Genomic DNA, 13584 nt, shown 5'->3' with positions numbered 1-13584 from the left:
GTATTATTGCGTTATACTGAGAAACCAAGATAGAGGTAAATTGCCAGAACAATACTCGCGGTGGCAATAGCATAAGGCATCTGTGTTCGAATATGCTCAATATGATCACAATCTGTCGCCATAGACGCCACAATAGCATCACTAGAGATAGGTGATGTCATGTCACCGAAAATAGAGCCCGCAATTGCCGCACCAATCATATATTCCACGGGGATTCCGACGGAAACACCAAGCTGGACCCCGATTGGAATCATGATGGCAAACGTCCCCCATGATGTCCCCGTCGCAAGCGACATAATGGCACTGATAATAAAAATGAAACCAATAGAGAAACCGGGGGAAATTACACCGGAAGTTATCGTTGCAATATATTGCCCAGTATTAAGATCAGCCGAGACATTTCCCATTAAAAATGCCAATACCATAATTGAGCTGATCTTTACCATGCTAGCGTAACCGACATAGAGTTCTTTAAAGAAAGATTCTATATTCAGGATTCGCCGGCCACAGAACCAGACAAAAGAAACGGTTGTCCCAAACATCACGGCGCTATAAACCGACATAGAACCGCTACCTTTAGTGAAATCACCGTCTCCGGTGACATACAGTGCAACCGGTACAGCAATGACAGTCGATAGAATAGGGATGAGGAAGTTAAGCAATGAATGACACGCTGGATGATCAATGACTTCATCATCTTCTTTCTCAACATGTAAATCTTGCTTGCTGACGAAATTCACTTCAGCTTTCTTCATTGGCCCCCAAGATGCGCCAGAGAAAATATAGAACAGCACTGAAGCTAGCGAGAACCACGCCATCAAATTCCACACCATTGATCTGGCCAAAATCTCAAATGGCTGACCATCGATGTATCCTTTGGCTATCTGAACACCGATAACACCCATCATTGCCGCCCCCCAGCCATTAATCATTGCTGAGGAACACACTGATACACATGAAGTTTGAACAATATAAGACATTTTTTCCGGTGACAGGCCATATCTTTTGGCCAGATCTTTGGTTGATGCCCCGGCAATAAGTTGGTTGATCGAACTTTCAATGAAAATAATTGAAGTAATCACCATCGCTAACAATTGTACGGCTTTTTTATTCGTCACGAATTGGGTCTTTTCTGTTAAGGCCCGAACTAAACTTCTCACGCCTCCAGTGACAACAATTAAGCGCATTATCCCGCCAATCATGACCATAAAGATAACCGTGCGTGTGTTACCGGGTGAAGAGAACGTATCAATAATGCCATTTAGAGTACCACTGATACCATTAATGATACTGTGGTCGTTAATAACCGTAAATCCAACAACTATCCCCATTAACAATGACAATATGACCTGTCGGGTAAATATCGCCAAACAAATAGTGACTAAAGGAGTAATAATTGTCCAAATGCCATAATCATGCATATGACTACCCTATTAATTATTGTATAAAGGAAAGGGCTTGCTCTGCGTCTTCTATTAAATCATTAATATCTTCGATACCTATTGAAAGGCGTAGTGTTGTATCGTATATGCCAATATTTTCCTTCTCTTCTTTAGACATAGAACCATGAGACATTGATGCTGAATGGTTAACCATGCTTTCAACACCCCCCAGTGATTCGGCCAGGACAAAATAATTTAACTTGGCAATAAAAGTTTTTACCTCCGTTATATCGCCTTTCAGTCGGATACTGACTACAGCCCCACCTGAACGCATCTGTTTTTTGCACAACTGATGTTGTGGATGAGATTCCAACCCTGGGTAATGGACATCAAGTACTTTAGGATGCAGTTCTAAGAATTGAGCTATTTTTAAAGCATTACTGCATTGACGTGCCATACGGACATCAAGCGTTTTCATACCTCGCAGTGCCAAATAGGCATCAAATGGAGAGGCGATAGCACCAACAGTGGTTTTACAAAAATCCAATTGCTCTGCAATATCCTGAACATTAGTAATAACGGCACCACCAATCAAATCAGAATGCCCACCAATATATTTACTGGTAGATAACATGACGATATCGGCACCCAAAGTAAGAGGGCGTTGATTCCAGGCGCTGGCAAAGGTGTTATCTACACAGGTCATAATCCCTTTGCTTTTGGCAACCTGACATACTGCTGCAATATCCACTAATTCCAATAGCGGATTGGTCGGTGTTTCAATCCAGATTAGGCGGGTGTTCTCTTGAATATGGCTATTTACTGCGGCAAGATCATTCAGATCAACATAACTGAAAGTGGTCCCTGATGTTTGTTTTCGTAGTCGTTCAAATAACCGATAAGTACCGCCGTAAACCCCTTTCATCACTAAGACATGAGAGTCTTTAGGTAATAGCTCCAATATGAGCGCCGTTGCAGCCATCCCGGAAGCTGTGGCCGTCGCATAGACCCCACCTTCTAATTCAGCTAAGGCAGTTTCATATGCATATCTGGTTGGATTACTGCATCGGGAATAACAAAACTCCCCTTCTTCACCTAAATTTGGCTGAATGAAAGAACTGGCAGTAGTAATAGGTGGAAAAATAGCATTATTACCGCGATCAACTTGATCTCCTGCATGGATCACCAGAGTCGCAATTGATTTTATCTTTTTCATTATTTGTTCCCTTAAATTTTAACGATAGTTAGCCGCTCATTATAAATAATGATGTTAGGCCCCACTGTTAAACAGTAATGCTTATTTTATTTACGCGTCATTATACTGATAATTTCTTTATCTGTTTGCCTCATCGGCGATAAAACTAATTGACATAAATTATTGATAGAGCCCTCTACGTCGCAGGATACAATCCCATCACGTTCTCCAGCACCACTATTTTGTTGCGCCATTAAAACTGATTTAAATGCACTGGCTGTCGCTGTAGAGACTTTCATGGCACAACTGTTTGATGCGCCATCGCAAATAATGCCACTAATATCGCTTATCATGTTACTGATAGCGTAAGAAATCGTCTGATAATTCTTGGTTAATAACCAGCTCATTCCTGCCGCAGCCCCCATGGCTGCCGTAGAAGCCGCACACAATGCCGATAGTCGGGTATAACGCATATGGATTGAAATAGCCGCCAAATGAGCAAGCGCTAAGGCCCGCGCCAGTGTTTCATCATTAACTTCAAGATGTTTGGCAAGCGTCACTACCGGCATCGTCACCGTAATACCCTGGTTACCCGACCCATAATTGGACATAGCCGGTAAAGGCGCCCCCCCCATACGTGCATCTGACGCAGCAGTAGTATTAATCAGCATTTGACTCAGTAAATCCTGGCTGATAAAGCCGTTTTTTCTGGCTTGAGACAGCGCCCCATTGACGTTGAGGCCATAGTTTTTCCTCTGTCCTTCATCAGAGAGTGCTGAATTGATTTCGGCACTTTTCAACATAAAAATGATGTCTTTTGCGGCGACATGCGTAATAAATTCAAATGCATCATTAAGGGAGAACTCAGGTAATTTCATTCCCTTCTCGTTACCTGTCATTAAGTCTTCAGTTATAGCCTGTTTAATATTATTAATATAAACATCAGTAATATTTGTATGACCACCTTGAATAATAACCCGACACTGATCACAAAGGCTATATAGTGTAATATCAATATAAATAAAATCGATTGACTCAACTGCTTCTAAACATACCTGGCCTGATTCATTAAGTTGATAAGCTTGGCTAATTTGTTCAACAGTAATATTTTTTAATACTTCCAATTCAGCATCTGCATTACCACCAATAGCACCTATCGCCGCTGCCAATGTTACCCCTGAATAACTTGTTCCTGGAATAGTGACTCCCATCGCATTCTTATACAAGTTCTCAGATATATTCCCCGTAATTTTCAGTGTTGGTCCATTAAGATATTTTGCCGCTACCGCAGCAGCGTATGCAATAGCAATAGGTTCAGTGCAACCTAATGAAACTTTAACTTCGGTTTTCAACCAATCAAGCAATTGTTGATGAGTAATCTTTGGCATTTTTAATCATTATTCAGTGATGTTATTTAATTTTATCTTATGGTTTTACCGGGAGAAATACTTTTCATTATTTCCTGTTGTTTTTGCTGTGTAGAGAATTTCGTTCTCTTTATCAAAAAAACAAAATGCAGATTTAAATTAATAAAAACACTTTAAATACAGATAGATATGCAATTAAGCGTCTGTTATTAGGAGATTCAATGAGATACTAGTCACAAAACAATAAAGAGAATAATTTCCCCTACACTTCAATTCTGTCGTTAAAACTATTAGGTAACCCTGTTTAATGGCCCTTTAAAGTCGAGAGCAAATACAGTTTGAGCGATACAGTCGATGCCCGGAGGGATGAACCATGGAGGAAAAGCAATATAGACGAGCAAAAACATTAAGCAGAAGATTCGTTTGAGTCTCTCTTAATGAGAAAACAGCTTTCGCAGGTTACAGCGGAATTAAAAAGGCGAGAATGCCTGAGCTATCTCGCCTGAATATAAAAGCGGCCACAGATGTAACCTAGCCGGTTATTTAAATAACCCACGTAGATTATGCGGCTCACAGCGTAAATATTGAGGAGCAACTTTAATAGTGGCACCTAATTTAGCCGCTGCATGCCATGGCCACCGTGGGTCATAGAGAATACCGCGAGCCAGCGCAATAAAATCCGCCTGCCCCGTCGCAATGATGGCTTCTGCCTGTTCTGGCTCCGTAATTAACCCAACCGCCATCACCGGAGTTTTAACCGCCTCTCGCACTTTCTGTGCCAGTGGCACCTGATAATTCGGGCTGACCGGGATTTGTTGCTCTGGCGATAATCCACCACTGGAGACATGAATATAATCGCATCCCAAAATCTCCAACTGTTTTGCCAGCACAATAGACTGTTCAGTATCCCAACCCCCATTGACCCAATCAGTGGCAGAAATTCGCACCCCGACGGCTATCTTTTTATCAATGGCCGCCCGTATTTCACTGAATATTTCAAGCACCAGCCGCAGGCGATTTTCGAGTGAGCCGCCATAATTATCGTCACGCTGATTTGCTAACGGCGATAAAAATTGGTGCAATAAATAGCCGTGCGCGGCATGAACTTCAATAAGCTCAAATCCCGACTCAACCGCACGTTTGGCCGCAGCAACAAATGCAGACTTGATCTCATCGATACGCTCAAGAGAGAGCGCCTGTGGCGGATGGCGTTCGCCGAAAGGCAATGCTGATGGTGCGACAGTTTGCCAACCACCTTGTTCAGCGCTGAGTTCATCGCCACCCAGCCAGGGCAGATTAGACGAGGCTTTACGCCCGGCATGCCCTAACTGAATGCCCAGTTTTACCGGCGAGTAACGACGGATAGCCTCAACGACTGGCCGAAGTGCCTGTGCATGCTCATCATCCCAAATACCCAAATCTTTATCACTGATGCGTCCTGCAGGCTCTACCGCCGTGGCTTCAAGAATCAACAAGCTGGCACCCGATAACCCCAGACTGCCCAAATGGATCATATGCCAATCCGTCGGAAATCCCCATTGCGCGGAGTATTGGCACATCGGGGCCACCACAATTCGGTTATCCAGAATTAACTCACCCAGTTTTGCCGGGGAAAATAATTGGCTCATACATTTTACCTCTAGATTAGCCATCCCCCTGCACTTACTGAGGAGATTGTTGCAGTGTCCAGTTCAGCACCTGAGTGGCCAACTGATTGCTAGCCAAGCCAAAAGCATCAACCACCTCATTCATCTGCGAGCCCTTAATCGGCTGACGAATTTCAAAATGGCGCGTAGCGATAATCCTACGGTCTGAAATCCTGACCAAACGGGCATCAAAGCGGATCAGTACTTCACTGTTTCCCGCCTGATATACCCCTTGGAACGCCGACAAATCGCCACTCAACTCAACATCCGCCTGAAGACTATCATCGTCACTGCTGACCGCCGAAATACGGCCATCAGTGCGGAATTCATGAATCAGGCGATTACGCAGTAAAATAGGGGCGGGGTCAGTCCAGCGTGAGTTTTTATAGACCGCAATTTCTTGCCCTTCAGGCTGAACAGCGATACGCGAACTGTTAATGAACTGATTAGTCGCCGGTTGCGAAACTCGCAGTGACCAGTTGACTGTCTGCGTGCGCGGCGTATTTGTCGCTGGCGGCACTGGCAGCAGATAGACTTGTGCTACCGGCGCAGTAGGTAAAATAGTACAAGCTGACAGCAACATAACCAGCATTGAAGCCGTCAATAGCCGCCATTGGCGACCTACAGCGTGCATCACTTTAAGAGATATCATCGAGGCGTAAACTCCTGTGTTCTTTCACGACCACGCAGCAGAGCCGCAGGGTTTTCTTCCAAACGAGAAACAGCGGCACGCAATGTCATTAATGTTCTACGCAACTCATCAACCGCTGGCCCCAGTTCATTCATCCCTTGCATACCATTATTGAGTGAAGTTTTATTTTCACTGACCAATTTACTCAGGATTGTGCTGGTATTTTGTAGTGATGCCATAGTCTTCGCTGCATCATTCATTAATTGTTTCCCCTGCCCGTCCATTAATCCATTAGCATTGCGCAGCAGACGATTAGTTTGTGTCAGCGTCTCGTTGGCTTGTTTACTGGCCTGCGCCAGTTGCTGCAACATAGTTCGAATATCCTGACGTTGATCGGCTACAGTTTGGGTGACTAAAGCGAGGTTATCCAAGGTGGTAATCAGGCGTTGCTGGTTATCCGGTGCCAAAAGTTGATTTAGGCGTACCAGCACTTCATTGGCATTACTCATAAAGTTCTCACCGTTAGCCAGTAACTGGCTCATCGGCGATGGGGTAGCGACAATAACCGGCACTTCGCCATCGTGACTTTCCAGTAACGGGCTTGATTGGCTGCTGCTACTGAATTGAATATTTGAAGTCCCGGTAATTCCGGCGACAGTCAATCGAGCTTGAGTGTCTTCGCGGATGGGTGTGGATGCCGACACGCGAATACGCGCCCAAACCTTATTGGGGTTATCTCGGTCTAAACGCAATTGCGTGACTTCCCCCACTCGAATGCCACTGTATTGCACGGTACTCCCCTGCGACAAGCCGCTTACGGGCTCATTGAAGACAATATCGTAAAACCTGAACTGCCGGTCAGAACCCGCACCTGTTAGCCACAGGCAGAATAATAATGCGGCGCTGACCACAATAAGAGTGAATAAACCAATGACAACATGGTGAGCACGGGTTTCCATTTACAACCTCTCTTCACTATTAGTAGTCGTTGCCGCCTGATAAGCGGCCCGGCCACGTGGGCCATGAAAATACGCCTGGATCCAGTCATCATCCGTCGCGGCAACCTTATCCAGGCTATCAACCACCAGCACTTTTTTCTGCGAAAGCACGGCCACACGGTCACAAAGGGTATAGAGCGTATCCAGATCGTGTGTCACTAAAAATACGGTCAGATTCAGTGCATCACGCAAGGTGCGGATCAAACTGTCAAAGGCTGCCGCCCCAATCGGATCAAGGCCCGCAGTGGGTTCATCAAGAAACAGAATATCCGGGTCCAATGCCAGTGCGCGCGCCAGAGCCACACGCTTTACCATACCACCTGACAACGAGGCAGGATATTTACTGCCCGCCCCTGGTGGCAACCCCGATAGCGCCAATTTAACCTGTGCCAGATGCTCGGCCTCTGCCCGTGGCAAACCCGCATTCTCGATTAACGGTAAAGCCACGTTCTCAGTAACAGTCAGAGAACTGAATAATGCGCCGCGCTGGAACAACACGCCAAATCGCCGCTCCACCATCGAACGAGCTTGCCCCGATAACGTCATTAAGTCCTGACCAAAAACGTGGATCTGCCCATCGGTTGGGCGGCGTAACCCCACGATACTGCGTAATAACACTGACTTACCCGTACCTGAACCGCCCACAACCCCCAGAATTTCGCCGCGCTGAACATCAAGATTCAGGTCTTGGTGCACACATTGTTTACCAAAGCAGTTGACCAGATTACGAATTTGAATAATGGGTTCTTGCATCATGTGGCTTACCATCCCATTTCCATGAAAAACAGCGCCGCAACGGCATCAAGCAGGATCACCACAAAGATTGAGTGCACCACGCTGGTGGTAGTATGCACCCCCACCGATTCTGCACTGCCGGTCACTTTAAACCCCTCCAGACAACCAATAATCGCAATCAGGAAGGCAAAAATCGGGGCTTTACTTATTCCCACCAGAAAATGCTGTAACCCATTACTGTTTTGCATAATCGACAAAAACATCGTCGGCGAGATATTGAGTGTTAAAGCGCACACCACCATCCCGCCGAAAATACCGCAAACCATGCCAATAAACGTCAACATTGGCAATGAAATCAAGAGCGCCAGTACCCGCGGCAAGACTAACAATTCAACCGGGTTTAATCCCAAGGTTTGGATAGCATCAATTTCTTCATTGGCTTTCATCAGGCCAATTTCTGCAGTGAAAGCACTGGCGGTGCGCCCTGCCATTAAAATAGCCGTCAACAGTACGGCAAATTCACGCAGAAAAGAGAATACGACTAAGTCGACGGTAAAAATACCCGCACCAAAGGTAGTTAATACGGTGGCACCGAGGAAAGCAATGACAGCCCCGACCAAAAAAGTCAGCAGCATAATGATGGGTACGGCATTTAGGCCAATTTGCTGAACATTGGCAATCAGCGAGGTCACGCGCCAGCGAGAGGGGCGAAATACAGTGCCGAATAACGCCTCAAGCGTTAGACCGACAAAACCCAGTAATGACTTGATATCTTGCCATAAATTGTCCATAGAACGGCCGGTATTCGCCAGTAGCTCCAGCCAAAATGACGGCGGTTTCTCTGATGATTCGGGTTCCAATCCAGGCAATACATGGCTAACTGTTTCCAGTAAAACTCGGCGTTCTTGCGGCAGTTTAGGTGCCAATTCACGCAGTTTATTGATACGTTCGTCACCGAGAAGCAAGGCTAATAAGGTCGCTCCAGCGGTATCCAAAGCGCCGAGTTGGTTAAGATCAAATATCACTGCGTGGGGCAAGTTGGCACGCAGTTGCGTGACTTCTGGCTCCAACACGCTGTAATGCGCCAGCACCCAATCCCCTTTGACTGAGACTCGGACAGGCTCGACGGAGCTGTCGATATTGAGTTGTGCTGCAAACTGCCGCTCTGTCATAGAGAAAGCCTTACTCTTTATTAGAATACGGTTTTGACATCATTTACATATCAAAAACCAAGTCATTACCTTAAATATATATATCACACACTTTACTAAGAGTAATGGCTAAAGAGTAAGGGCTTGACAGCAAAAGCCAGCAGTTTACCAGGGATTAAGGTTCCGATAGCTTATCAGTGGCATGACTGCCTACCGAACTCCCCCATTGCGAAACCTTTTTCCCCGGCATTGAGCACCAAACAACAGTGGCAAGTAAGATTAATAGAACGCTGGCGGTGCCTAATACCAAGCTGTGTGAAGTTGAAAAAGCCAGCTTAGCACTGGTTAGCAAAGCGTCGTCACCACTCAGGCTATTAACCACCTGAATAGTTTCACTGATAGAAGCGCTCGCCTTTTCAGCTAAATCGGCGGGTAAATCCGCGGGTAACACAATGGAGGCAGTATAGGCCCGTGATAGCATCAGACCAAAGATTGCTACCCCCAACCCGGCGCCCAACTCATAGGCCATGCCCTCCACCGCCCCGGCGGCACCGGCTTTTTCCGGTGGTGCGGCGCTCATGATCGCGGCAGTAGAAGCCAATAACGACGCTTCAATACTGAAACCCAGTAATATCATCCATCCCCACGCCAGATAAGCTTGAGTAGCAAAATCAGTCCAAGCCAAGCCGAAAAAGCTCAGTGAACTCAATGCAATCCCCGCACTGGCTACCACCCGCAGGCCCAGTTTAGCCACCAGCCAACCGGAAAGCGGCCCACTCACGCCACTGGCAATCATCAATGGCAGCAAAAATAGCCCGGCTTCAAGCGGACTTTTCCCTAACACAAACTGCAACTCTTGGGTCAGGAGTAACTCAAAGCCGACCAGCGTGATCATCGCCGTCATTGCCATCACCATCCCAACGGCGATAACCCGCTGGCTTATCAAGCGAAAATCAATCATCGGGGCTGATGTGGATAGCTGATGGCGAACAAATGCAAATAGCATCACGCCACCCACCAAAGCCGTCAGCACAGTCACCACCGGATCTCCGCTTCCTCGCAGCCCAGTTTTGGCGGCATAGACCAGCATCAAGATGGCAGTAATCAGTACCAGCGCCGGGGCCAGTTTCCACGTCTGTTCAGTTCGTACTGGTTGATTGGGGATGACCACCAGCGTCGCAATCACGACGGCAATAATAATAGGGATATTAATCAGGAATACTGAGCCCCAATAGAAGTATTCCATTAGCAATCCACCGACCAGCGGCCCCATCGCCGCCCCCATAGTGCCGATGGCAACCCAAATCCCCAGAGCCATGGCGCGTTCACGTTCATCGGTAAAAATATGGCGAACCGCAGATAATGTTGCCGGCAAGATCATGGCCGCACCAATCGCCAAAAAGGCGCGCGCCGCAATCAACACTGCGACCGAAGGCGCTAATGCAGCTGCCAGTGATGCTAATCCGAACAAAACCGACCCCAGCAAGGCCAGTCGTTTAAAACCAATGCGATCCCCCAGCGCGCCCATCGGCAGCAATAAACACGCCATCACCAATGAGTAAATATCGATAATCCACAGCAATTCACTGCCCGTGGCAGACAGAGCAATTCCCAGCCGTGGTGCCGCCACATGAAGTACAGTTGCATCAATAGAAACAGGGAGATACATCAGAATAATAACGTAGAAAATCATCCACTTTTTAGACATACAAACACGCTCAAATTGGGCATAAATTAATGTTGAACATCTGTTCAATATTGCAATATTAGCGGAAAGTTGAACTAACGTCCAATTAATCACATAATGACAAAAACAGGAATGAGTCAGATAAAGGAGCCGCAGTGGCCTATTTGAACCGTGAAGAGCGGCATGACACCATTTTGCAGGCAGCGATGCGGGTGGCGATAACCGAAGGGATGACCGCCACGACCGTACGTCGAGTCGCCAGTGAAGCGGGTGTTGCTGTCGGGCAAGTTCATCATCACTTTGCGTCAGTTTCACAACTGCGGGCGGATGCTTTTTTGCTGTTAGTAAAGCACTCATTAACGGCTTTTGCACTGAACAGCCAAAACCTGCCTGCTCATGAACGGCTGCTACTGGTACTGGGTTATCCGCAAGATGAAGTCGGTCAACGGGAGACTCGGCTGTGGAATGAAACCTCCATTTTGGCTGAGCGAGACGAGTTGATTAAAGAAGCTTATGCTACATCCATGTCAGATTGGCATCAGGCCACGGTGGCCGTGATTCATTCGGGAATAGCCAATAATGAGTTCCGTTCAGGTATTAGTGCCAGTGATATTGCATGGCGCTTAATTGGCCTGGTCTGTGGCCTGGATGGACTCACTCAGTTTACTGAACTGGGCTTTTCAGAACGCGAAATACTGCGCCACCTGGCCGCGATGATGGAAACCGAGTTACTCAACAAGCCATCAAATTAACCGTATTGATAAAACGTAAATTTATATAACCTGCCTCAGCCTGTATCTCACGTCGACGGTTTTTGCCGGAGATAAAAGCTATAATGGAAATTTGACCACTCTTTATCCCCGCCAATTTATTGATGTTGTACTAGGGATACTTTGCTTTGGGAACCGAGCATGACTCAACAATCCACGGTCGCCGATGTTATTTACCACAACGGTACGATTTACACGGCTGATGCCAATAATCGGGTTTGCAGCGCCATCGCTATTGCCCAAGGCTATATTCTCGCTACGGGTGGCGACGAACTTACCCAACAATTTGCCTCCTCAAAGACTCGTCTTATTGATCTGGCTGGCAAATTTATGATGCCCGGTCTTATCGACAGCCATATGCACCCGTTTTGGGGGGGGAAGCAGCTGATTGGTTGTAACCTCAATTATGCCGCGCTCAGTGTTGAGCAAACGCTGGATATTATCCAACAGCATCTCGATGGCGATCCTTTTAAAGGTGAAAATGACTGGCTGACAGTGCGCGCCTGGCAGCGTCAGGCGATGACGCCGGTCGGAGCTGACATGAGCCGTAGCGCGCTAGACTCACTGAATACTCGCCGCCCGGTGGCCCTATTTTCTAATGATTGCCACACACTGGCGGCTAACAGTCGTGCGCTGGAGTTATTGGGGATCGACGAAAATACCCCAGTGCCTCCAGACGGCAAAATAGCCCGTGATGCTCAGGGTAAACTGACCGGTATTTTGGAAGATGCCCCGGCGATGCGAGCTTTTGACAGCATTCCCTCCGCAACACCGGAAAAGAATGTGCAAATTGCCGCCCATGTACAGCAAGTGCTGAATGCTCAGGGTGTTACAACTGTGATGGATACCCGTGTATTTGCCGAGCAATTGCTCGCTTTCCGCCAATTGTATGAGCGTAATGAGTTAACGGTGCGGGTGCTAGGCGCGAAAGAAGTGACGCCAGACAGTTTACAGGGACCAGAAGATGCCGCGCGCGTGGTACAGGAAGTGGTTGAGTTTGCTCGCCAGTGGGGCAGCGACGAATGGGCTCCTGCACCGGGTTTTGCCGTCGACCACTTAAAACTGTTTATCGATGGGGTGCTGCAGCCACCGACCATGACTGCCGCACTACTGGAACCTTATCGTGCGAACCGAGGCACGCCAGACAAACCAGACTGGCAAGATACTGATCACTATGGCGACCTCTACTTTACCGCACCGGTGGTCAATGCCGTGATTCTGGAATGTGCACGAGTGGGTCTGCATCCACATACCCACACTGTGGGTGATGGAGCCATCGAGATGGTGCTGGATGCTGTAGAACAGATGCGCATCGCAATGCCAGGCAAGGATATCCGTCCGGGATTGGCGCACAATGAGCTGGTCGCCGCCCATCAATATGACCGTTTTGCCAAACTAGGAGCAACCGCGGTGCTCTCTTTCCAATGGGGTGGCCTACCAGGCGTACTGATTGATGAAGAGCGCGAAATGCTAGGCGAAACCCGTTTCCAGCACATGGAACCGGCGGCGCGTTTTCTTGATGCGGGTGCGCGAATTGCTTATGGCAGTGACTGGCCGATTGACCGTTTGGATGAATGGTACAACCTGCAAGTGGGGATGACCCGCCGGGCCTGGGATCTTAATGGCAATCCAGCAGGCCCTCGTCTGGACAATGACCGAGACCTGACACTGATTGAGGCATTGCGCTCCGCCACCATTGATGCTGCGTATATGATTGCCAAAGAGCACTCTATTGGCTCTCTGGAAGCCGGTAAATTTGCCGACATCATCATTCTGAAAAATAACCTGTTTGAGCAGCCGCCAGAGACGATTTATCAGACTCAAGTCGAATGCACCTTGATTGGTGGAAATGTGGTTTATCAGGGCTGATCACCGCCAATTTAGCGGGCTCTGGCTCACTGAGTTAAATCAGTGGGCCAGTAAAATCGGTGCAACAATGTCATACCCGTAGGAAGTGATTGGCGTTACTCTAGCCCTTGTGTCAAAATCCGCTCCTTTATGTTTTACAGCTGCATAAAAATG

Annotated in this window: 11 protein-coding genes; 2 read left to right on the top strand and 9 right to left on the bottom strand. The window is 47.4% G+C overall.

The genetic code is table 11. The features are described from left to right. Positions 1-11 precede the first annotated feature (11 nt). The 9 genes from DJ58_RS16710 to DJ58_RS16750 all read right to left on the bottom strand — a co-directional run bounded on the left by DJ58_RS16710 (position 12) and on the right by DJ58_RS16750 (position 10813). Entirely contained in the window at positions 12-1421 is a 1410-nt protein-coding gene (locus tag DJ58_RS16710) for a Na+/H+ antiporter NhaC family protein (protein ID WP_004711299.1), read from the bottom strand. 16 nt (positions 1422-1437) lie between these two features. Beyond that, positions 1438-2598, bottom strand: a complete 1161-nt coding sequence (locus tag DJ58_RS16715; RefSeq protein ID WP_004711301.1) for a trans-sulfuration enzyme family protein — start codon at positions 2596-2598, stop codon at positions 1438-1440. 86 nt (positions 2599-2684) lie between these two features. Further along, complete coding sequence (locus DJ58_RS16720; RefSeq protein ID WP_004711302.1) at positions 2685-3965, bottom strand: L-cysteine desulfidase family protein; 1281 nt, start codon at positions 3963-3965, stop codon at positions 2685-2687. A 518-nt stretch (positions 3966-4483) separates the two neighbouring features. After that, positions 4484-5572, bottom strand: a complete 1089-nt coding sequence (locus DJ58_RS16725) for an NADH:flavin oxidoreductase/NADH oxidase (protein ID WP_004711303.1) — start codon at positions 5570-5572, stop codon at positions 4484-4486. Positions 5573-5606: 34 nt separating this feature from the next. Beyond that, on the bottom strand, positions 5607-6242 hold the full coding sequence (locus tag DJ58_RS16730; RefSeq protein ID WP_032911639.1) for an ABC-type transport auxiliary lipoprotein family protein: 636 nt from the start codon (positions 6240-6242) through the stop codon (positions 5607-5609). Beyond that, positions 6239-7180 (bottom strand): MlaD family protein, encoded by a 942-nt coding sequence (locus tag DJ58_RS16735; RefSeq protein ID WP_004711306.1) that lies wholly within the window; start codon positions 7178-7180, stop codon positions 6239-6241. Before DJ58_RS16735 ends, DJ58_RS16730 begins: the two co-directional genes overlap by 4 nt. Further along, positions 7181-7987 (bottom strand): ABC transporter ATP-binding protein, encoded by an 807-nt coding sequence (locus tag DJ58_RS16740; protein WP_032911640.1) that lies wholly within the window; start codon positions 7985-7987, stop codon positions 7181-7183. It abuts the gene before it with no gap. Next, positions 7981-9126: an MlaE family ABC transporter permease gene (locus DJ58_RS16745; protein WP_004711310.1), complete on the bottom strand. Its 1146-nt coding sequence runs from the start codon at positions 9124-9126 to the stop codon at positions 7981-7983. The genes DJ58_RS16740 and DJ58_RS16745 overlap by 7 nt, the downstream gene beginning before the upstream one ends. A 154-nt stretch (positions 9127-9280) precedes the next feature. After that, positions 9281-10813, bottom strand: a complete 1533-nt coding sequence (locus DJ58_RS16750; protein ID WP_080725783.1) for an MFS transporter — start codon at positions 10811-10813, stop codon at positions 9281-9283. 134 nt (positions 10814-10947) lie between these two features. Here DJ58_RS16750 and DJ58_RS16755 point away from each other — a divergent pair, with 134 nt between their 5' ends. Both DJ58_RS16755 and DJ58_RS16760 read left to right on the top strand, forming a co-directional pair. Further along, positions 10948-11544, top strand: a complete 597-nt coding sequence (locus tag DJ58_RS16755) for a TetR family transcriptional regulator (protein ID WP_004711315.1) — start codon at positions 10948-10950, stop codon at positions 11542-11544. 159 nt (positions 11545-11703) lie between these two features. Further along, positions 11704-13431: an amidohydrolase gene (locus DJ58_RS16760; protein ID WP_004711316.1), complete on the top strand. Its 1728-nt coding sequence runs from the start codon at positions 11704-11706 to the stop codon at positions 13429-13431. The last annotated feature ends 153 nt before the right edge of the window (positions 13432-13584 follow it).

It is taken from the genome of Yersinia frederiksenii ATCC 33641 (assembly GCF_000754805.1).
GTDB classification, from domain to species: domain Bacteria; phylum Pseudomonadota; class Gammaproteobacteria; order Enterobacterales; family Enterobacteriaceae; genus Yersinia; species Yersinia frederiksenii.
The sequence above is the reverse complement of the archived record's forward strand: the minus strand, read 5'-3'. Positions and strand labels throughout refer to the sequence as shown.

What these genes read in the sequence shown, in the direction of transcription:
- DJ58_RS16710 (WP_004711299.1), bottom strand. Translation starts at nt 1,421, where the DNA reads ATGCATGATTATGGCATTTGGACAATTATTACTCCTTTAGTCACTATT.
- DJ58_RS16715 (WP_004711301.1), bottom strand. Translation starts at nt 2,598, where the DNA reads ATGAAAAAGATAAAATCAATTGCGACTCTGGTGATCCATGCAGGAGAT.
- DJ58_RS16720 (WP_004711302.1), bottom strand. Translation starts at nt 3,965, where the DNA reads ATGCCAAAGATTACTCATCAACAATTGCTTGATTGGTTGAAAACCGAA.
- DJ58_RS16725 (WP_004711303.1), bottom strand. Translation starts at nt 5,572, where the DNA reads ATGAGCCAATTATTTTCCCCGGCAAAACTGGGTGAGTTAATTCTGGAT.
- DJ58_RS16730 (WP_032911639.1), bottom strand. Translation starts at nt 6,242, where the DNA reads ATGATATCTCTTAAAGTGATGCACGCTGTAGGTCGCCAATGGCGGCTA.
- DJ58_RS16735 (WP_004711306.1), bottom strand. Translation starts at nt 7,180, where the DNA reads ATGGAAACCCGTGCTCACCATGTTGTCATTGGTTTATTCACTCTTATT.
- DJ58_RS16740 (WP_032911640.1), bottom strand. Translation starts at nt 7,987, where the DNA reads ATGGTAAGCCACATGATGCAAGAACCCATTATTCAAATTCGTAATCTG.
- DJ58_RS16745 (WP_004711310.1), bottom strand. Translation starts at nt 9,126, where the DNA reads ATGACAGAGCGGCAGTTTGCAGCACAACTCAATATCGACAGCTCCGTC.
- DJ58_RS16750 (WP_080725783.1), bottom strand. Translation starts at nt 10,813, where the DNA reads ATGTCTAAAAAGTGGATGATTTTCTACGTTATTATTCTGATGTATCTC.
- DJ58_RS16760 (WP_004711316.1), top strand. Translation starts at nt 11,704, where the DNA reads ATGACTCAACAATCCACGGTCGCCGATGTTATTTACCACAACGGTACG.